This is a genomic window from Paenibacillus sp. CMAA1364 (assembly GCF_054373195.1).
Map to the genome: position 1 here is coordinate 1 of NZ_JBITNB010000009.1, position 21,831 is coordinate 21,831.

At 41.0% G+C, this 21,831-nt stretch carries 16 protein-coding genes; 15 read left to right on the top strand and 1 reads right to left on the bottom strand.

What is annotated here, in order from left to right:
• Nucleotides 1–73: 73 nt before the first annotated feature.
• Nucleotides 74–730: a glycosyltransferase gene (locus tag ACH8E3_RS08070; protein WP_458632113.1), complete on the top strand. Its 657-nt coding sequence runs from the start codon at nt 74–76 to the stop codon at nt 728–730.
• 118 nt (nt 731–848) lie between these two features.
• Entirely contained in the window at nt 849–1,946 is a 1,098-nt protein-coding gene (gene rlmN / locus ACH8E3_RS08075) for a 23S rRNA (adenine(2503)-C(2))-methyltransferase RlmN (RefSeq protein WP_458632114.1), read from the top strand.
• Between the two features lie 422 nt (nt 1,947–2,368).
• Here rlmN and ACH8E3_RS08080 read toward each other — a convergent pair whose 3' ends face one another.
• Complete coding sequence (locus ACH8E3_RS08080; RefSeq protein ID WP_458632199.1) at nt 2,369–3,463, bottom strand: PRK06851 family protein; 1,095 nt, start codon at nt 3,461–3,463, stop codon at nt 2,369–2,371.
• 307 nt (nt 3,464–3,770) lie between these two features.
• Between ACH8E3_RS08080 and ACH8E3_RS08085 the strand changes: the two genes are divergently transcribed.
• The 13 genes from ACH8E3_RS08085 to ACH8E3_RS08145 all read left to right on the top strand — a co-directional run bounded on the left by ACH8E3_RS08085 (nt 3,771) and on the right by ACH8E3_RS08145 (nt 21,756).
• Nucleotides 3,771–4,523, top strand: a complete 753-nt coding sequence (locus ACH8E3_RS08085; RefSeq protein WP_458632115.1) for an SDR family NAD(P)-dependent oxidoreductase — start codon at nt 3,771–3,773, stop codon at nt 4,521–4,523.
• A gap of 73 nt (nt 4,524–4,596) precedes the next feature.
• A complete protein-coding gene (locus ACH8E3_RS08090; protein ID WP_458632116.1) occupies nt 4,597–5,013 on the top strand; it encodes a helical membrane plugin domain-containing protein in 417 nt (138 codons plus the stop codon).
• Between the two features lie 38 nt (nt 5,014–5,051).
• Entirely contained in the window at nt 5,052–6,230 is a 1,179-nt protein-coding gene (locus ACH8E3_RS08095; RefSeq protein WP_458632117.1) for an NAD(P)/FAD-dependent oxidoreductase, read from the top strand.
• Between the two features lie 167 nt (nt 6,231–6,397).
• The gene (gene greA / locus ACH8E3_RS08100) at nt 6,398–6,877 is read left to right on the top strand and encodes a transcription elongation factor GreA (RefSeq protein ID WP_458632118.1); all 480 of its coding nucleotides are present in this window, start codon (nt 6,398–6,400) and stop codon (nt 6,875–6,877) included.
• Between the two features lie 10 nt (nt 6,878–6,887).
• Complete coding sequence (locus ACH8E3_RS08105) at nt 6,888–8,708, top strand: sensor histidine kinase (RefSeq protein WP_458632119.1); 1,821 nt, start codon at nt 6,888–6,890, stop codon at nt 8,706–8,708.
• Nucleotides 8,701–10,218, top strand: a complete 1,518-nt coding sequence (locus ACH8E3_RS08110; RefSeq protein WP_458632120.1) for a response regulator transcription factor — start codon at nt 8,701–8,703, stop codon at nt 10,216–10,218. Before ACH8E3_RS08105 ends, ACH8E3_RS08110 begins: the two co-directional genes overlap by 8 nt.
• Nucleotides 10,219–10,374: 156 nt before the next feature.
• Nucleotides 10,375–11,850 carry an ABC transporter substrate-binding protein gene (locus tag ACH8E3_RS08115; RefSeq protein ID WP_458632121.1) on the top strand — a complete coding sequence of 492 codons (1,476 nt, stop codon included), beginning with the start codon at nt 10,375–10,377 and terminating at the stop codon, nt 11,848–11,850.
• 147 nt (nt 11,851–11,997) lie between these two features.
• Nucleotides 11,998–12,936: an ABC transporter permease gene (locus tag ACH8E3_RS08120; RefSeq protein WP_458632122.1), complete on the top strand. Its 939-nt coding sequence runs from the start codon at nt 11,998–12,000 to the stop codon at nt 12,934–12,936.
• 23 nt (nt 12,937–12,959) lie between these two features.
• A complete protein-coding gene (locus tag ACH8E3_RS08125) occupies nt 12,960–13,877 on the top strand; it encodes a carbohydrate ABC transporter permease (protein ID WP_458632123.1) in 918 nt (305 codons plus the stop codon).
• 28 nt (nt 13,878–13,905) lie between these two features.
• A complete protein-coding gene (locus ACH8E3_RS08130) occupies nt 13,906–16,203 on the top strand; it encodes a glycoside hydrolase family 3 N-terminal domain-containing protein (protein WP_458632124.1) in 2,298 nt (765 codons plus the stop codon).
• A 5-nt stretch (nt 16,204–16,208) separates the two neighbouring features.
• Nucleotides 16,209–19,334, top strand: coding sequence for an alpha-mannosidase (locus ACH8E3_RS08135; RefSeq protein ID WP_458632125.1), 3,126 nt, complete (start codon nt 16,209–16,211; stop codon nt 19,332–19,334).
• A 32-nt stretch (nt 19,335–19,366) separates the two neighbouring features.
• The gene (locus tag ACH8E3_RS08140; protein WP_458632126.1) at nt 19,367–20,686 is read left to right on the top strand and encodes a glycoside hydrolase family 125 protein; all 1,320 of its coding nucleotides are present in this window, start codon (nt 19,367–19,369) and stop codon (nt 20,684–20,686) included.
• A 71-nt stretch (nt 20,687–20,757) separates the two neighbouring features.
• Nucleotides 20,758–21,756, top strand: a complete 999-nt coding sequence (locus ACH8E3_RS08145; RefSeq protein ID WP_458632127.1) for a glycoside hydrolase family 130 protein — start codon at nt 20,758–20,760, stop codon at nt 21,754–21,756.
• Nucleotides 21,757–21,831 lie beyond the last annotated feature (75 nt).

Consider the following 21,831-nt stretch of genomic DNA (forward strand, 5'->3'; position numbering starts at 1 on the left):
GCCAACTTTTACAAGAGAGGTATATTTTCATTTACACAAACTTCTTGACGCTCCCATAAAGGAGAACAATACATTGAATAAGATAATCAGAAATGTAATATTATGTAGCATTATTGTTATGCTATGCGCTACACCACTGCATGTGGAGGCTTCTCGGAACGCGTATCAACGAGGAGATAAGAAATGTCTGACTCCCGAAGAGGCACAGTTAAAAGGAGACTTCAGAAGATTATGGATCGATCATATGGTATGGACTAGGAACTATATGGTTAGTGCGCTGTCTGACATGGAAGACCGCAATGACGTAGCCACAAGACTTTTAAAGAATCAAAAGGATATTGGCAACTCATTTAAGCCTTATTATGGTGAGGAAATAGGGAACCAACTGGCAGAATTACTCCGAGAGCATATTCTCCTTGCGGCGAAGGTCTTAGATGCTGCGAAGAATAACAATCCGATGGATCTAGAAAAGTATAATAAGGAATGGTATAGCAATGCGGATGAACTTGCACAATTCTTAAGTACGATGAATCCGAAGTGGTCTGAGAAAGAGATTAAGAAGTTCTTCTATACACATCTAGAATTGATTACTGTCGAAGTATCAGCTCGCATCAAGAAAGAATGGCATGCAGACATCCTTGCCTATGATCAAGGGGAAACACATATGATTATGTTTGCTGATCTATTATCCGATGGGATCATGAAGCAGTTCAAGAAATCGAAGAAGTAACGTGATACTCCTCTTGTGTTAATAATAAAAATTTGCGACAATTAAGGTTCTATGGCCATTAATAGCTATAGTAACTTTAAATAGACTATATTTTTATGTTTTGAAAAGAGGAAATGACATGAACAAGCCATCCATTTATGGATTAACATTTGAACAACTGACAACATGGCTCATGGAACATGGGCATAAAACATTCCGTGCATCGCAAGTATGGGGCTGGCTATATCGCAAGCGAGTAACGGATTTCTCCGAAATGGTGGATGTGAATGCATCATGTATTGAATTGTTATCCAATCACTTCACGATCCAGACCTTATCCGAACACATTAGGCAAGAATCCAGTGATGGAACGATTAAGTTTCTGTTCAATTTAGAGGATGGAAATCTAATTGAGACCGTATTGATGAGACAGAAATATGGCTTAGCCGTATGTGTTACAACACAAGTGGGATGTAACATTGGTTGTAGCTTCTGTGCAAGTGGCTTGATTAAGAAGAGTCGAGATTTAACGAGCGGTGAGATTGTGGAACAAATTATGAAAGTGCAACAACATCTCGATCAAGCACAACACGATGAAAAGGTGAGTCATGTTGTTGTCATGGGCATTGGTGAACCATTCGACAACTTCACTAATCTTGTGGATTTCCTACAGGTCATTAAAGATCAGAAGGGGCTAGCTATCGGTGCGAAGCGAATTACAGTATCAACAAGCGGTCTGCCTGATAAGATTATTGAATTTACCGATGCTGATCTGCAAGTGAATTTAGCGATCTCGTTACATGCACCCAATGATGAACTTCGTACACAGATCATGAAGATTAATCGTGCTTATCCGATCAAGAGGTTGATGGAAGCGGTGGAGTACTATCTATCCAAGACGAATCGGAGGATTATGCTCGAATATATTCTGCTTAAAGACGTTAATGATCATAAAGAGCATGCGTTGGAACTAGCGGAACTCATTAAGGACAAGAAGGATTTCGCAAGTGTGAACTTGATTCCATATAATCCAGTGGATGAACACAGTCAATATCAAAGAAGCGATCAGGAAGTGATCTTAGCCTTCTATGATACGTTGAAGAAACAAGATATTAACTGTACCGTCCGATTGGAACATGGCGCAGACATTGATGCCGCTTGTGGGCAGTTAAGAAGTAAGCAAATGAAGCAATCAGAAGAAGAGCTCACCGATCAAGATCGATTTGCTTTGGGGTGAGGTGTGGAGCTGAGGCAATTATCGCTTCTATGTAAATATAATTTACAAGGTCCTGGACAACAGTCCAGGACCTTACTTAACTATAATAGTTAAGAAGTTCTGAATGAATGGTATATGAAGATTAAATAATTGAATAAACAACAGTTACTTTTGGAATAAAAGACTTTCAAAGAGATATAGTTGTAAATGTTGCAGTTAGAATTGAACATAAGTGAAAAATGAAAGTCTTTCATTAATATAGATGTATACTGTGCAACTAAACCGAACTAAATGAGATGCTAGTCAAGTTTAGATGCAGTAAAAGCAACTATATAGTTAAGATCTCATACATAAGACGTATATGATTATCAAGAACTACATTGATCTTTGAGGCTCTTCTGAAGTTAAAGGACGTTTGTTAGCCTAAGGATGCAATATGAGATTCATTCCCTATTCAACTTCAATTGTATCTCTTCTTGGAGCTCGTTAGTTAACCGATCTACGACACTGAAATCCATGAATTGTGTATAAATATTCGAAATTTCATCTTGAAGAGATTTAGCTTCTGCTAGATACTGTATAGATTGTTTCATGGCTGAGCTATATCTCTGACTAACACGAAGGATAACATCCGCTAATTCTTCATCCGTTCCAGGTTTAATGCACCGAGCGTATATATCGACAATCTCATCCGTGTCACGATCGGGGAAATATTCATGCGGAGATGTACTGTCAAAGATAGCGAATCCAAGCTCTCTGACAATCAGCATATCTAGACTATTTGGATCGAATCCGCAATGATAAATCTCCACGTCGTATCCGCGCTCAATCCCGATCTCAACCCATTTCTTGAGCATCGTTGACTTCCCAGATCCAGGTCGACCTTTGAGAAGATATCTCTTCAAGCCTGCTGTCAGATTAGGAACGAAGTCAGCTGCCCCCTCAGGCGTAGCGGCACCTAGGAATCGATGATCTACGCGGCTCGTCTTCTCAAGCTTACCATCACCGAACAAGAGTTGCGTATATTCAGTAGTTAACACATTGGCTGCATCGAAATCCATATTCGCGATGTATAGTTCTTCCCATTCATCATGAATACGAAGAGCATTGGCAAATCCAGCATAGGCGTTGTCATATGCTTGAGAGATTCGTTCCTTCAATTCGTCGATTACAGGCACGTGAAGAGCTACTTGATCTATGTCACAGGCCTTTCCTAAATCCACATATTGTATGATTGTATCTGCAACTGTGGAATGCATCTCCTGGAAAATGGATTCTACGACGATACCCATTTTACAACTTGGTACAATTAGTCCGTCCAGTGAGGTATTATCTCTTGGGCAATGAAGTAACCATACATCAACCTTATGGCTTACCAACTGATCACTTATATTTTTAATAAAGTTGGACTTTGCACTGCCGTGTGGACCTTGAAGAACGATAACAAGTTCTAGTCCTTGTAATGATGATTCTAACAAGCTTGTAAATCCCCGAGCGGTATTGCCATTTGCATAATAATTCAAGATGTATTCATTCATTTCACTCACACCTTTCAAGGCTAATGTCACGGTCATCATACATCGTATTATTCCCCATAAGATTATGTGCAACTCAGATGAAATTGGATCAAAGAATCACGTGCTAAGAACAAAACCACCTTATCTAAGGTGGTTTTGTGGGGTATGTAAACTTTTTAAGTTAAATTTTTTATTTGTTGAAATTTGTGATATGTTGTATAAAAACGATTCAATCATACTTTAATAAATTATAGAGACCACTATGAAAGTTAGAGTGATAATCAGAATCTTTTGAATATCTATTATATTATTTTTAGGAGGAACAAATATGGGAGTAATGAATGGGAAAGTAGCCATTGTAACAGGTGCAGGTAGTGGTATGGGACGTGAGGAAGCTATGCTTCTTGCTAAAGAGGGAGCTATCGTTGTATTGACAGATATCAACGAAGCGGCTGTTCAAGCGGTAGCACAAGAAATCACAGCTAATGGTGGTGAGGCAACATCGTTCGCACACAATGTGGCTTCAGAAGAAGATTGGATCAAAGTAGTAGAAGCTACCATCAAGAAATATAGCAAAATTGACGTATTGGTTAACAATGCTGGTATTTCTCTAGCAGTTAACTTACTGGATACAACGATGGATCAATGGAACAAGGTTATGAATATTAACGTGGCAAGTGTCTTCCTAGGTATGAAGCATGTTATTCCATCCATGAAAGATAATAACAGTGGTTCTATTGTGAATATCTCTTCCATTGCTGGTCTTACAGGTGGAAGTGGAGCAGGTGCTTATACAGCTTCCAAAGGAGCAGTTCGTATGCTGTCCAAAGCAGCAGCAGTAGATTACGGTAAATTTAATATTCGGGTTAACTCTGTGCATCCTGGATTCATTGAAACACCAATGACAACAGATATGGTTGGTGATGATAAAATGCTTGCGTTCTTCTTGTCTCAAACCGCATTGCCAAGAGTTGGACAAGCTTCAGAAGTAGCACAGGCGGTGCTGTTTCTTTCTTGTGATTCATCATCCTACATTACTGGTATTGAGCTCCCAGTTGATGGTGGCGTAACAGCGAAGTAATGGTACAATAAGTATTGTACACATCCATTTTTACTTGAGCAGTGAATATTGTTATTGTAAAGGAGAATTAGTTATGCTAGAAGAAGAATCGCAGCCCGTTTCTACAAACAGCGAGCCTAATGATGTACTTGAGAAGTTGTTGCAACCAGAGGTCCAACAAGCTCTTGTCACTTTAATTGATCAATTGCCTAAATTGACAGAGATCGTAAATATCATGACGAAGTCATATGACTTCGCGCACTCTGTGGCTACGGATGATGTATTAAAGAGTGATACCGTAGAAGCAATAACAGAGGTAGTGGGACCTGTCAAAGAATCCGTGAAAAATATGGCAGCAAACGTTATTGAAGCTAAGGAACGTGCAGAAGTCAGCCAAGAAGCGATTGGTGTTTTTGGTCTGTTAAAGATGCTCAAAGATCCCCAAGCTCAAAAGATGTTTCGTTTCGTAAATGCTTATCTTCAAGTTAGCGAAGAACGCAGTAAGAAATAACCCATATACATTAACTTAATAAGAGCGGAGGACACGCGATGTCGAAACATATAGTTATATTAGGTGCGGGTTATGGTGGACTTCTAACTGCTTTAACTCTACGTAAATACATGAATAAGGCTGAGGCGCAAATAACAGTCATCAATCAGACACCAACACATCAGATTATTACAGAATTGCACCGTCTAGCAGCAGGTAATGTTGCTGAAAAAGCCGTTGCTATGCCATTAGATAAGTTATTTAAAGGAAAAGATATCTACCTTAAGATCAGCAAGATCAAATCATTCTCCGTCGATGAGAAGGAGATTAAGTTCTTCGATGGTTCGACAATAACATACGATGCGCTAGTCGTAGGATTAGGAAGTCAAACGGCGTTCTTTGGTATTCCTGGACTAGAACAGAATAGTATGGTTCTTAAATCAACATTAGATGCGAATAATATTCACAAGCATATTGAAGATCGTATTCGTGAATTTGCTAAGACCAAGAATGAAGCGGATGGAACGATTGTCATTGGCGGTGGTGGATTATCTGGTGTTGAGCTAGTTGGTGAGATTGCCGATGGATTACCAGCATTAGCTAAGAAATATGGTGTAGATCCTGCAACGGTGAAATTAAAGCTTGTTGAAGCGGGTCCTAAGATCCTGCCTGTATTGCCTGATCATTTAATTGAGCGTGCAACAACAAGTCTTCAATCCCGTGGTGTTGAATTCTTAACAGGTCTGCCTGTAACGAATGTGGAAGGCAATGTCATTGATCTGAAAGATGGACAAAAGGTTGTTGCCAACACATTTGTATGGACAGGTGGCGTACAAGGAAATATCCTCGTAGGTGAATCTGGATTAGAAGTGAATCGTGGACGAGCAACTGTAAATGAACATCTTCAATCGATTTCCCACCCCGATGTATTTGTTGTTGGAGATAGTGCGGTATTCTTTGCTCCGGATGGACGTCCGTATCCACCTACAGCTCAAATTGCTTGGCAGATGGGTGAACTTGTCGGTTACAACTTATTCGCGATGTTGAATAACAAAACGATGGATTCATTTGCTCCGATTGATTCGGGTACACTAGCAAGCTTGGGTCGTAAAGACGCAGTTGCAACGGTAGGTGCTAACGCAACGCCGCTAAAGGGAATGCCGGCTTCACTCATGAAAGAAGCAAGCAACATCCGATATTTATCACATATTAAGGCACTGTACAGTCTGGCTTATTAGAACCATACGCTGTATACCATGACAAGAAACAGCAAGTCAAAAAGGGAGAATCCCACCTTGGCTTGCTGTTTTTGTATGATTTATTAGGCTCATCGGCATGTTAATTAACAGTCCTAGTAGAATATAGGTTAGAATTACAATGAGAAACGAAAATAGGAGTTGTAAACATGGCTAAAGATGAAGTGATATTAACGCAAGAAGGACTAGAAAAATTGGAGGATGAGCTTAGAGATCTTAAAACGGTCAAACGCAAAGAATTAGCAGAACGACTTAAACTAGCGATTAGTTACGGCGATCTAAAGGAAAATAGTGAATATCACTCTGCGAAGAATGATCAATCTTTCATGGAGACAAGAATAAAGATATTAGAAAAAATGTTAACCAAAGCTGTTGTGGTTGATGCAACCAATTTTGATCTATCCATCGTCAATGTGGGTACGACTGTCATTCTAAATGATATGGAGTATTCGGAAAAAATAGAGTATCAAATCGTTGGTCCGGCAGAAGCAGATGTTCTGGACAATAAGATTTCCTATGAAAGTCCTTTAGGCAAGGAATTGATGGGCAAAAAGGTCGGCGAAGTCATCCATGTAACCGCACCGATGGGCATTATCAAATATGAACTGCTTGAAATTAAAATAATGTGATGGTGAGAACATGTTAATTAGCAAAATGTATAGAACATACCTCAAAGACAACTTGTTTATGAGAATAATTTTGCTGTTTTCATTGACTACAATTGCTACTATTATCACACTCTCCTTTCTGATGTTTCAGGTGATGTCTCGATCAGCAGTCCAAAGACAGCTGGATATTCAGAAGGAGGCTATTCAATCGGTAAGTAATTACATTATGGGTAAATACGACTCTGTTCAAATCATGATGCGTGATATTTATAGAGATAGTGACCTCACTTATAATACATCTTACTTTCTAGAACATACGTACGATGAATATGTACAGCATCGACTGGATCGCTTCTATACGGAGACTGGGGCACCTGGAGATACCGTCCGTTTCTTTCGTAATCAGGTCGAGGATGATCCGAGTATTGTCAGTCTAATGTTGTATAGTGTGGAACAGCAGCACCTATACGCTTATAAGAATAAAGGACTTGAGATTATTCCCACCAATGCCGCACAATCATTTGTTCCTGAGGCTATGTATGTCGAAGGAAGCATGGATGTATCTGTGCCTAATATATGGATAAGAAAAGCCGTTGATATTGTCGATACACCCATGTTCTCTGTACGAGTTCCTATTAACAATAAAGCCTTACTTCGTAATATTGGTCAGCTACTTGTGTACTTCGATACCAAGGGTATAAATGATACATTGAGCCATTATGAAGATAACTTAAAGGGATCAATAATGGTGATGTCGAGTAATGGGGACGTCATATTTGATTCGTCAGAAACTTTTTATGGTCAAAAGTATCCTTATGTTGATCAGGTAAACACATTGTATGAGAGCGACTTAGAGATAGAGGGTATGACGATTACGAAGTTAACGGATACGCACGGCGGATTCACTGTTATTAGTCGGGTTACCAAGGATGAACTGGCTATGACTTACCGTGGATTACGGAACATGATCCTTATGGTCAGTATGGTGTGTATATTATTTGCTATTGTGATCTCGTCTTTATTCATTAGCAGTTTTGCCAAGCGAATTCAGAATATCATCAAGTTCACAAGGAAAGTGAAGAATGGGGATATGCAAGCTCGAATTAAGGATATTAGGGAAGACGAACTAGGGCAAATATCCAAGAGCTTTAACGATATGTTGGAAGATCTTAATCTCTATATTGATCGAGTCTATAAAGCGGAGATCAAACAGAAACATACAGAAATGACAGCATTAGAGGCAAGGGTTAATCCTCATTTCTTGTACAATACGTTAGAAGTCATTCGCATGCGTGCCATCTCACATGGGGCTAAGGATGTTGGGGAAATGATCTATAGTCTTTCTGTGTTGTTCAAAAGCTATGTTCAACAGAAACCACGATATACGTTGAAGGATGAGCTTGAAGCTTGCCGTCTATATTTAGAATTATTCCGAATTAGATACAAGGACAAGTTCGCATATCAAATCGTATGTGACAAGGTACTAGAAGACAAGGTCGTGCTGAAGATGACTTTGCAGCCCGTTATAGAGAACTATATTCTTCACGGCATGAGAACAGATAAGTCGGATAATCAAATCTCAGTCGTAGTGGTAAGAGAAAAGGAAGACCTTCTTGTTATCATAAGAGACAACGGGAAGGGTATTCAACCAGAGAAGTTAGAGCATATCAAAGAAGGACTAATGAATCCAGACGAGTACTCAGAATCGTTCGGGATTAGAAGTATACATGAAAGACTGAGACTGCTGTATGGCGACCCTTATGGGGTTGATATGCATAGCGATATAGGGATAGGCACGATCGTAAGTGTGAGATTCCCTAATCTACAGGAAGAAGGAACAAACGATGTATAAAGTATTTATTGTAGATGATGAACCATTTATCATTGAAGGGTTATACGATATTATCGATTGGGCTGAACTTGGCATGGAGATCATTGGACATGCTGAGAACGGCTTAGATGCGTTGAAGGCGCTACAAACAACACCAGCTGATATACTTATTACCGATATTTCTATGCCTTTGATGAATGGGCTAGATCTTATTCGCTCTGTACAGGAGTATCTACCGCAACTCAAGGTCATTGTATTAAGTGGCTATGATGAATTCTCGTATGTGAAGGAAGGATTAACACTTGGCATTGAAAATTACTTGCTCAAGCCAATCAATATAGAGGAGTTCGAAGCGACTCTGAATCTGATTGTTGAGAAATTATATAATTCGAACGAAACACATGGTGTAAATGAACACAGCATGATGATTCTAAGAGATCATGTGATAAATCGTTGGATGAGAAAACAAATCAGCCCATTAGAATTTAAGGAACGTGTAGATATGCTTGGCATCGCAGTACATACACAGCATGTATTAGTCTCGTTATTACGCTTGGAACATTCTAATGATGAAGTCTTCCAATCCATCTTAAGTGCATTGAATGGATATGATAACATCATTGCGTTTCGTGATATGGATGGAGATATTGGATTGGTATTTAGCTTCGACGATCTTGATCAAGGGAAGATTGACGTGGAAGTTACACATACGGAGCTAATAAGTCTTTTATCAGATCACTATGCAATACATTTAGCTTCAGGAAGCATAGAGAAGACAGAACAAGGAGCACACGATAGTTATACCAATGCAAAAAAAGTGCAAGAATATTTCATGATTTTCCCGAATCGGGACATGATAAGTTATGAAGATATCAAGGACCGCGAATCGAATTCCGAACGTCATCTTCATATGAATTGGAATGAATATGTGAAGCTAATGATGGGGAAGAATAAAGAGGAGCTAATACAACTCGTTGAAGAAGACTTCAAAACGATTCAACAAATTGAGGGCATCTCCCCCAGCTATGTCCAAGATGTCGCAATGGAATGGATCATTCGATTCAAGATGCAGTTAGAAGAGATTCAACATACAGATTTATCCGATATGTACCAGAAATATTTGGATCAAATTCGTTATGTTTCTTCCATTGAAGAACTGATCGATATTATGAAAGACGTTGTGACAGTTACCGTGGATTCTCTAACTCATGATATGAAGAGTCCTATCGTTTCGCAAGTACTGAAATATATTGATGAGTCCTATGATAAGGACCTATCACTGAAGACGCTTGGGGAATTGTATAACATCCACCCTGTATATTTAGGGCACCTATTCAACAAGGAGGTTGGGGAGTCTTTTGCGGAGTATATTAATCGTTATCGAATTGAGAAGGCTAAGGACCTCTTAAGATCAACTCAGATGAAGGTGCAAGAGATCTCACGGACTGTAGGGTACTGGGAGACAGGTTACTTCTATAAACAATTTAAGAAATATGTTGGAATTTCACCGAAGGAATATAAGGGTCTGTGAGGATGTGTATAATTTCAAGACCCTTTCTTTACTTTGTACATGATTTATTTAGTTTATCTTCTATTTGAAAGTGCTTTCATATATTACAGTTAAGGTAGTCCTTGAAACAAAGCAATCACAACATGTTCAAGGTTAATTAATAGGGGGTATTCAACCATGATAAAACGAAAGAAAAAGTTGTCTCTTCTACTAACGTCTCTGACTGCGCTTACACTATTAGTTAGTGCATGTGGGGGAAATAACAATGCATCAAAGAATTCATCTGAAGGATCTGAGAAGCCAGTTGAATTAATCTGGTACACAATTGGTCCTCCACAAAAAGATATGGATCAAGTTATGGCGGAAGTCAACAAATATACCAAAGAAAAAATCAACGCAACCATCAACATGAAGATGATCGATTACGGCGATTATTCTCAGAAAATGCAGGTTAATGCTGCTTCTGGTGAGCCGATGGATATTCTATTTACATCTTCTTGGGCATTTGATTATGTGCAAAATGCACGTAAAGGTGCGTTTATGGAACTAGATGATTTGCTACAAACGCATGGTAAAGACATTGTAGCTGCGCTTGATCCTGCGTTCCTAGAAGGTTCGAAAGTAGATGGACATAACTATGGAGTGCCAGCTAATAAAGAGCTCCCGGCATTAGAGGTATACCGTTTCAACAAAGAGCTACTTGATAAATACAACTTGGATATTTCATCTGTGAAATCTTTCGAAGATTTGGAACCTTTGTTGAAGACAGTTAAAGAGAATGAACCAGACGTTACTCCTTACGCTATGGTAAAGGATTTCGTGCCTTCTATGCCATTTGACTACGTGATTGAGAAATTACCAATGGCAGTATATATGGACACGGAAGATTATAAAGTCGTTAATATTTTGGAGACACCAGAATTAAAAGAAACATTAAAAACAGTTCGCAAGTACTATCAAGCGGGATACGTTTCACCTGAAGTGGCTACGACTACCTCAGCGGATGATCTGTTGAAGTCTGGTAAGTGGTTGGTAGACCGTGCGGCAAGTCAGCCTTTTGCTGACAATCAATGGTCTGTAAGCCAGGGGTATCCAATTGTTTCCACACCTGCCACAGAGTCAATTATTTATAACTGGTCGGTAATGGGTTCTATGCAAGCTATCTCTGCTAACACGCAATATCCAGAGAAAGCAATGGAGTTCCTTAACTTATTAAATACAGATCCAAAACTACGTAATTTGATCGATTCTGGTATTGAAGGCGTTCACTATGAAAAGGTTAGTGATAACGTGATGAAGAACTTGGAAACATCGAAAAATTACGATATGCCTACATTCTCACTTGGTAACGTTCTAATTACTTACCTAAATGAAGGAGACCCAGAGAATAAATGGGATGAATTCAAGAAATTTAATGATGCGGGTGTTAACGCTCCGTTGCTTGGCTTTAACTTCGACACTTCTAAAGTGACGACAGAACTCGCTTCGGTTCAGAATGTGAAAGAAGAATTCTGGGCTCCGTTGATGACAGGAACTGTTGATCCAGAGGAATATCTGGCTAAAGCTAATGAGAAATTTAAAACTGCTGGATTGGATAAAATTATCGAAGAAGTGCAAAGACAAGTCGATGAGTGGAGAGCTTCAGTGAAATAAGTAACCACAAATTAATGAGAAGGTCGGGCGGGTGATAGCCTTTTGCCCGGTCTTTTTCATTTGACTTTTGAAGCCATCCTTGTTACTTAAGTTATATAACTTGAAATGGGTGATACTGTAAATTGTTAATTTCAGGAGGGATAAAACATGAGATTGGTCGGAGAGTTTTTTAGAAATGTCGTAAAGAATAAAATTATGTTATTGATGGTTCTTCCCGGCACGCTTTGGTTCCTCTTATTTTCCTATCTTCCAATGTTTGGTACGATCATTGCTTTTAAGGAATATCGTTTCCACCGTGATGGTTTTTGGGCGAGTATTATAAATAGTAAATGGGTTGGACTTGATAACTTCAAATTTCTATTTAGCACAGAGGATGCTTTTATAATTACACGAAACACACTACTCTATAACATTGTTTTTATATTTGTAGGGTTGGCTTTATCCGTATTGTTAGCGGTTGTGTTGTCAGAAATCACTAATAAGCGACTTTCGAAAATATACCAAACAGGTATGTTTCTTCCATATTTTTTATCATGGGTCATTGTTGGTTATTTCACATTCAGCTTCTTAAGCTCGGAAAGAGGATTACTGAACGGGTTGTTTGAATCTTTGGGCATCCCATCGGTTCAATGGTATTCGGAATCGAAATATTGGCCGTTTATTTTAGTGTTTGTTTATTTATGGAAAGCAGTAGGATATAACAGCGTTGTGTATCTAGCATCTATTATGGGAATCGATAAATCATTATATGAGGCAGCTATGATTGATGGCGCCAGCAAGCTTCAACAAATTCGAAGTATTACGCTACCGCTTCTTAGACCAATTATCACGATAATGACGTTATTAGCAATTGGGAAAATATTTTATGCAGACTTCGGCTTGTTCTTTCAAGTGCCGAGAGACTCTGGAACTTTGTATGGAGTAACAAATGTTATCGATACCTATGTCTACCGTGGTCTCAAAACAACGGGTGAGATTGGCATGAGCGCAGCTGCTGGATTGTACCAATCTATTGTAGGATTCACCCTAGTTATGGCATCTAACTATATCGTACGCAAGTTCGACAAGGATAACGCCTTGTTCTAAATATATCGAAGGGAGTGAGTAGTATGTCTCGAAGAAAAAAGAAAGAACGGGATTTTCATAATTTATCAAAACCGATGAATATTTCGTTTAACCTCATAGCTAGCATTTTTGCCTTTCTATGCGTATTTCCATTTCTGTTTGTGGTCATTATTTCCCTTACAGATGAGAAATCGCTTGCCAGTAATGGCTACAGATTAATTCCAGAGAAATGGAGCCTGGAAGCATACCGATATGTATTCGACATGGGCGATACGTTAATGCGTTCATACGGGGTGACTATTTTTGTCACAGTCGTAGGTACTATCGTTAGCTTACTGATTATGTCCTTTTATGCCTATGCTATTTCGCGTAAAAGTTTTAAATATCGTAATTTCTTCTCCTTTTTCGCCTTCTTCACCATGTTGTTTAATGGCGGACTTGTTCCGACTTATATCGTAGTTACACAACTAATGGGTCTCAAAGATTCGATTTGGGCTTTGATTCTTCCACTGGCTGCAAATGCTTTTTATATTATGATCTTGCGGACCTTTTATAGCACGAGTGTTCCTGATGCTATTATCGAATCGGGGACAATTGATGGAGCTGGAGAGTTTCGTATTTTCCTCAAATTAGTACTTCCGCTATCCCTTCCGGGTCTAGCAACGATAGGTTTGTTTAGCACGCTTGGTTACTGGAATGACTGGTTTAATGCGTTACTCTATATTGATAGTCCTAATCTCGTACCGTTGCAATCTATGTTAATGCGCATCGAGACCAGTATGCAATTCATTATGCAGAACGCGCAGAATAGTCCGCTTGCATTAGAAGCTTTGAGATCTTTGCCACAAGACACAGCACGAATGGCGATGGTAGTTCTAGCAACGTTACCTATTATTTTCGCATATCCGTTCTTCCAACGTTATTTCATCCAAGGCCTCACTGTAGGGGCTGTTAAAGAATAAAATTCTCACAGAGGGAGAGAAGGTAACTATGATCTACAAGGATCGTAACAATTCTATTTCAGATCGGGTGGAACATTTGCTCAGTCTGATGACTTTGGAAGAGAAGGTCGGCCAATTGATCCAACCATTTGGATGGCAGACTTATGAGAATATAAACGGTAAAATCACACTCACGGAAGCATTCAAGAAACAAGTGGACAATGGGGGTGTGGGCTCGCTATATGGTGTGCTACGCGCTGATCCATGGACGGGTGTCACGATTGAGACAGGACTCTCTCCAGCAGAAGGCGCTGAGGCAGTGAATGAAATTCAGCGTTATGCAATAGAAAATTCTCGTTTGGGTATTCCTATCTTGATCGGAGAGGAATGCTCACATGGACATATGGCGATTGGTGCTACGGTATTCCCAGTACCGCTAAGTCTCGGTAGTACTTGGAATGTGGATCTGTATCGTGAAATGTGTCGTGCTGTAGCACGGGAGACACGGAGCCAAGGGGGTGCGGTTACTTATTCTCCAGTTCTTGATGTCGTGCGTGACCCTCGTTGGGGTCGGACTGAAGAGTGCTTTGGCGAAGATGCGTATCTGATCAGTGAGCTTGCTGTCGCTTCTGTGGAAGGACTTCAGGGAGTATCTCTGAATCAAGATGATAGTGTCGTCGCTACATTGAAGCATTTTGTAGGTTACGGTAGCTCAGAGGGCGGTAGAAATGCTGGCCCTGTTCATATGGGCAAGAGAGAGTTGCTTGAAGTTGATATGCTTCCGTTTAAGAAAGCGGTGGAAGCAGGCGCAGTATCGATCATGCCAGCTTACAACGAGATTGATGGTATGCCTTGTACGACGAATAGTGAGCTTTTACAGGATATTCTCCGTACAGAGTGGGGATTTGACGGTATGGTCATAACCGACTGTGGTGCCATTGATATGCTGGCTACAGGCCATGATACCGCTGAAGGCGGGATGGATGCAGCAGTACAAGCAATCTCTGCAGGTATTGATATGGAGATGTCTGGTGAAATGTTCGGGAAGTACTTGCTAGAAGCTGTACGTCAGGAAAAACTAGACACATCGATAGTTGATACTGCAGTTCGTCGTGTGTTGAATCTGAAATTCAAACTGGGATTGTTTGATTCCCCGTATGCCGATCCAAAGAAAGCATCCAAAGTAATCGGTAGTGAAGAGCACATTGCACTTGCTCGGAAGATTGCCGGTGAGGGCATTGTTCTGTTGAAAAATGAAGGTAAGATCCTTCCTCTATCCAAAGAGTCTGGTAAGATTGCTGTCATCGGACCCAATGCGGATGTAGGCTACAATCAGCTCGGAGACTATACTTCACCGCAACCTAACTCAAGGGTGACGACTGTTCTTGGAGGTATTCGTAGTAAGATCGCTGAGGAACCGGAACGCGTTCTTTATGCGCCAGGATGCCGGATTAAGCATGATTCCAAAGAAGGATTTGATTACGCTTTGGACTGTGCAAAAGAGGCAGATACGGTAGTTATGGTTCTTGGAGGTTCTAGCGCGCGTGATTTTGGTGAAGGTAGCATTGACTTAAAGACAGGTGCCTCGAAGGTGACAGATCATTCATGGAGTGATATGGACTGCGGGGAAGGCATAGACCGTATGTCTTTGAAGCTATCAGGGGTTCAGCTTGAATTGATTCAAGAAATTCATAAGCTTGGTAAACCCATCGTGGTTGTTTATATAAACGGTCGTCCGATTGCGGAACCATGGATTGAGGATCATGCACATGCGATTCTTGAAGCCTGGTATCCGGGTCAAGAGGGTGGACATGCTATTGCAGATATTTTGTTTGGTGATGAGAATCCATCAGGTAAATTGACGATCTCTATACCGAAGCATGTAGGTCAACTCCCGGTTTATTACAATGGGAAGCGTTCGAGAGGTAAACGTTATCTGGAAGACGATTCACAACCCCGCTATCCGTTTGGTTACGGGTTGAGCTACACAGAGTTTAGTTACTCTAATCTCCGTGTTCAACCAGAAATGATAGCTGCAGATGGTGAAGCGACCGTTACGGTAGAGGTAAGAAACACTGGCGATCGCGAAGGTGCAGAGGTAGTACAGATGTACATTTCTGATACATTCAGTGTTATAACTAGACCAGCTAAAGAGCTAAAAGGTTTCCGGAAGGTGACGTTGGCTCCAGGAGAGAGCAAATTGGTTGAGTTCACAGTTGGAGCTGAACAGCTTCAGTATATTGGTTCGGATTATAAACTGGTCGTAGAACCTGGAGAGTTCCGTGTGCTGGTAGGTAAACACGTGAATGATACATTAAGCGTAAATCTAATTGTGCAGGAGGATTAATATAGATGGAACGGATTAAACGTTTTATTCGGGAATTGTCCGATTCGCAATGGTTGGATCAGCGTGAACATCGCGATTGGGAGATCATATCATCCATATATAAACTGCCAGGAGAGTACGATAACTTGGCACCTTATACGGAGGGAGGGGACTTTGACCTTTTTCCAAGTAAACAAGGAACAACATACTTTTTCCGTTCCCGCTTAGAGATTCCGCAAGATTGGCTGAAATCTCATATCGGATTGATATTTCAATCTGGCGGCGAAGGGATACTTCGTATAAACGGCAATTCATATCAAGGTTTAGATCGCAATCATACATTTGTTACATTAGGTGCGGACATTGTAGGACGTCCATTAGAACTTGAAATTGAATTGTTCGATCCTATTCCCGAGCCGGTGGATCCGTTGAATCAGCAGGCGGTTATTCAACCGCCAATTCGCTCTATTCAAAGTTCGATCGTTAGTGTTAATCGCCCGGTACAAAGTTTGATGTATACGGTAACTGTTATTCGTGATTCCGCGGTCTTATTGCCGGAGCAGGATTTCCGTCGTACACGCCTTATCGAGGTGTTGTATAATGCGATGGATCAATTTGTAGCACTTGATGAAGCGTCCATTCGGAAGGGCAACCTCGTTACGGAAATAGAGTTAAATTTGAAGAAGAGAACTGGGGAGATCGGCGGACATGCCGAGGGTACGATCCACATGGTTGGGCAATCACACATTGATATCGCTTGGTTATGGCCAGTACGGGAGACGGTTCGTAAGACGAGTCGAACTTTCTCAACAGTAGATGCGCTCATGAATGAGTATCCAGAGTATCAATACGCTCAAAGCCAACCCCTATTGTTTGCTTTCTTAAAGGAGAACGATCCTGAACTTTATGAAAGAGTGAAGAAAAGAATTAAAGAAGGCCGCTGGGAGCTCGTTGGTGGAATGTGGGTTGAACCGGATTTGAACATTCCAAGCGGTGAATCTCTAATGCGCCAAATGCTGTATGGGCAGAGATTTTATCAAGAAGAGTTCGGCATGACCTCTGAGATCGAATGGTTACCGGATACGTTTGGATACTGCGCATCACTGCCTCAGATTCTGAAGCACGGCGGTATTCAGTATTTCATGACGACAAAGCTGGGATGGAACGATACGAACGTGTTCCCATATGATTTATTCCACTGGGTTGGAATCGATGGAACACCGATGTTGTCCTTTCTAAATCATGGTGTCAATGAGAATACACTGCCAAAAGATGTACATGATCATTGGCAATCCTTCCGGGAGAAGGCAAAGCATAACGAGCAAATGTTGCTATACGGACATGGAGATGGTGGCGGTGGTGCCACTCGCGAAATGTTGGAGTACATTGATCGTGCAGAGCTAATGGTTGGACAACCAGCGAGCAAGTATAGTAATGCCGCAGATTTCTTCACTGGTATTACAGAAGCATCACCGCAGCTCCCAGAGTGGCATGGAGACCTATATCTAGAACTTCACAGGGGAACTTATACAACACATGGTCGCAATAAACTGAATAACCGGAAGTCTGAAATTCTATATCGTGAGGCTGAAATGTGGAACACACTTGCAGCTCCAGAAATGGAGCCGCAGCAGAAGCTTGAGGTAAGCCAATCATTGCATGACGGTTGGAAACTTATTTTGCTCAACCAATTCCATGATATTATTCCGGGTTCTGCAATTACAGAATCGTATGTAACTTCAATGAAGGAATATGCGGAAATTTATGAACATGGAAATAAAGGGCTTGCTCAAGGTTTGGAAGTATTAGCTGGACAAGTGAATACAGAGGGCGAAGGTACGCCTTATATCATATTCAACAGTCTTGGCTGGTCACGAGATGCCGTCATTGAAATTGCTAATGAGGGTGAATTGACTGGACAAGCTGCTTATGACGGAGAAGGAATCCGTCTCGATATGGATATCACAGCTAATGAAGCGGAAGCTAAGACTACGGTTTGGATACGTGTACCTAACGTTCCTGCACTTGGTTATAAGACGATTTGGCTGAGAAACGTGGACGAAAAAGGTTCTACTGCTTCTGTCCATGCGGGTACTCAGTGTGAAGTTAGTTTGAAAAAAGAGTGGGAGACAGAATTCTACTCTATACGTTTCAATAATCGTGGTGAAATTGTTAGCCTGTTTGATAAAACAGCTAACCGGGAAACGATTAAGTCTGGAGAAATTGCGAACCGTTTGCATTTCTTCCATGACCGTCCTACGCTTTGGGATGCCTGGGATATTGATACGCGGTATGAAGAGCAACCAGCCGGAGATGCTGAGCTTCTGGAGATGAAACTTCTTAGCTCCGGAACTATTCAGGATGTGCTGCGCTTCCGCTGGAAGCTGAATCAATCAGAGATTACACAAGACATGATTCTATATCATCATGATCAGCGCATTGATTTCAAGACGAAAGTTAGCTGGAATGAATCTCATAAATTGCTCAAGGTTGGTTTCCCTGTAGATGTAGTAACGGACAAAGCGACGTATGAAATTCCTTTCGGCACGTTGGAACGTCCAACTCATCGTAATACAAGCTGGGAGCAGGCACAGTATGAGGTTTGTGGACATCGTTTTGCGGATGTATCAGAAAGAGGATATGGCGTCAGTCTGTTGAATGATTCTAAGTATGGCTATGATATTCAAGGTAGTACTATTCGCTTATCATTGTTACGTGCACCTAAATGGCCAGATTTAACCGCCGATTTGGGCGAGCATGAATTCACATACTCGCTCTACCCTCATATGGAAGACTGGCGTGAGGCTCATACACTCAGAAAAGCAGCTGAACTGAACCATGCTCCTGTTGTTGTGGAATCTAAGCTTAAGCAAGGTGCACTTCCGAGTATGCAGTCTTTGATTCAATTCCTGGGACAACATGTTATTCTCGATACGGTTAAACCGTCCGAAGACGGCACGGGAAGTATCTTGCGCTTCTATGAATCAACTGGTGGACGAGAATCGGTAGAACTGAACTGGCCGCAGTCATGTTCTGACATCTTCGTGTCCAATGCCTTGGAGCAAGAGATAGACAAGATAGAACATGAGGATGGTCGGATTGAATTGCAATTCGCCCCGTATGAGATCAAGACCATTAAAATTAACTACTAAAAATATGTATATCATTAAGGAGCGAGACTACTATGGAACAATTTAGACTTCCAAAAATATCGATGCCTGAGCTTACATTACCGGTAGCTATACAAGAAGTACTGGCCGAAGCTGAAGAAAAGCTGGCTCATCGACCGAAACTATTGCAATTATTCAAGAATTGCTTCCCTAACACTCTTGAGACGACAACGAAACTGATGGATGACGGAACAACCTTTGTCATTACAGGCGATATCCCAGCTTCTTGGTTACGTGATTCCGTAGAGCAAGTGATTCAATACGTACCCTTTGCTAAGAATGATTCTGATTTACAACGTATTATTGGGGGACTTATTAACCGTCATATTCAATATGTTCATATTGACCCCTATGCTAACGCATTTAACGAGACTGCTAACGATTGGCATTGGAATGCGAAGGATGAAACAGATATGTCCCCATGGGTATGGGAACGTAAATTCGAGATCGATTCCTTATGTTTCGTCGTTCGTTTAGCCTATACGTATTGGAAAGAAACAGGATTAACAGATATTTTCAATTCTGAGTTCAAATCGGCAATGAGAATTATTGTGGATCTGTTCAAGACAGAACAGCATCATGCGGAACAATCTCCTTACCGATTCATCAGAGATAATGGGATTCCAGAGGACTCCCTTCGCAACAAAGGATTGGGTATGCCCGTCAACTACACAGGTATGATCTGGTCGGGCTTCCGTTCTAGTGACGATGCCTGCGATTTCCATTACAACATCCCTGGTAACATGTTCGCAGTGGTTACGTTACGTCAGATGCAAGAATTCGCTGAATGGGTATTCCGTGATTTGGACTTCTTGGCAGAGCTGAAGGAATTAGAATTGGAAGTGGACCACGGTATTCAGTTATACGGTATTTATCGTCATCCTGAATTTGGTCCAATCTATGCCTATGAGACAGATGGATTCGGTAACCATTGTCTAATGGATGATGCGGGTACTCCAGGTATCATGTCTATTCCTTATCTTGGGTATGTGAATGCAGATGATCCAATTTATCAGAATACGAGACGTTTTGCTCTAAGTAAGGAGAATCCATTCTACTTCGAAGGCAAACATGCCAAAGGAATTGGTAGCCCACATACACCTGAGAACTATATCTGGCATATGGCGTTATCTATGCAAGGGATTACAGCGAAGACAGCCGAAGAGAAGCTTGAGATGATTGCTATGCTAGAGAATACGGATGCTGGAACAGGATACATGCATGAAGGTTTCCACGTGGATGATCCAACGATGTTTACGCGTAAATGGTTTGCGTGGTCGAACAGTCTATTCTCACAGTTAGTGTATCAGGCAATGAAACAAGGTATACTCTAAGCGAGTCTATGCAAGCGAAACCCAGATAGAAGCGAAATTATAAATCTTTCTAACACAAAGGAGAATTCTAAATGAGTAAAATTATCGGAGACAATTTGTCGAACATCCCTTGGCAGGACAAGCCTGAGAATGTGAATGCACCAATCTGGCGTTATAGTGCCAATCCAATTATCAAACGGGATGCTATTCCTAATTCCAACAGTGTGTTTAACTCGGCAGTTGTTCCTTTTGAAGGTAAATTTGCTGGTGTATTCCGTTGTGACTCCAAATCCGTTAGCATGGATATCTTCGCTGGATTCAGTGATGATGGTGTGAACTGGAATATCAATCATGAACCGATCCAATTTGAAGGTGACGAGGAGATCATAAAGCGCGAATACCGTTATGATCCACGTGTTATCAAGATGGAAGATAAATACTACATCACTTGGTGTAATGGATATCATGGTCCAACGATCGGAATCGCTTATACAACGGATTTCAAAACATTCCACCAATTAGAGAATGCATTCCTACCTTATAACCGTAATGGTGTGTTGTTTCCTCGTAAAATTGATGGTAATTATGCGATGGTTAGCCGTCCGAGCGATACGGGTCACACACCATTCGGAGATATCTTCTATAGTGTGAGCCCTGATCTTACATTCTGGGGTAAACATCGTTATGTGATGGGCACAGTAGATGGAGATGCTTCGGCTTGGCAGTCTAAGAAGATTGGACCGGGACCGGTTCCGATTGAAACAGATAAAGGCTGGTTGTTGATCTACCATGGTGTTATTAACACATGTAATGGATTTGTATATCGTATGGGCTGTGCCCTACTTGATATTAATGAGCCTTGGAAAGTGATCGGACGTTCACGCAACTACATCATGGGGCCTGAGACTTTGTACGAATGTGTTGGTGATGTTCCAAACGTAACATTCCCTTGTGCGGCACTAACAGATGCTGAGACTGGACGTATTGCTGTTTATTATGGTTGTGCGGATACGGTAACAGGATTGGCGTTCACAACGGTGGACGAGTTGCTTAGCTACATGGAGAAGTTCCCTTTAGAAATAGAAGCATAATCGATTGAACAAATAGCACATCAGAGAGAATATCGACCGAACGTAGGTTGATGTTCTCTTCTAATAATATAGGTT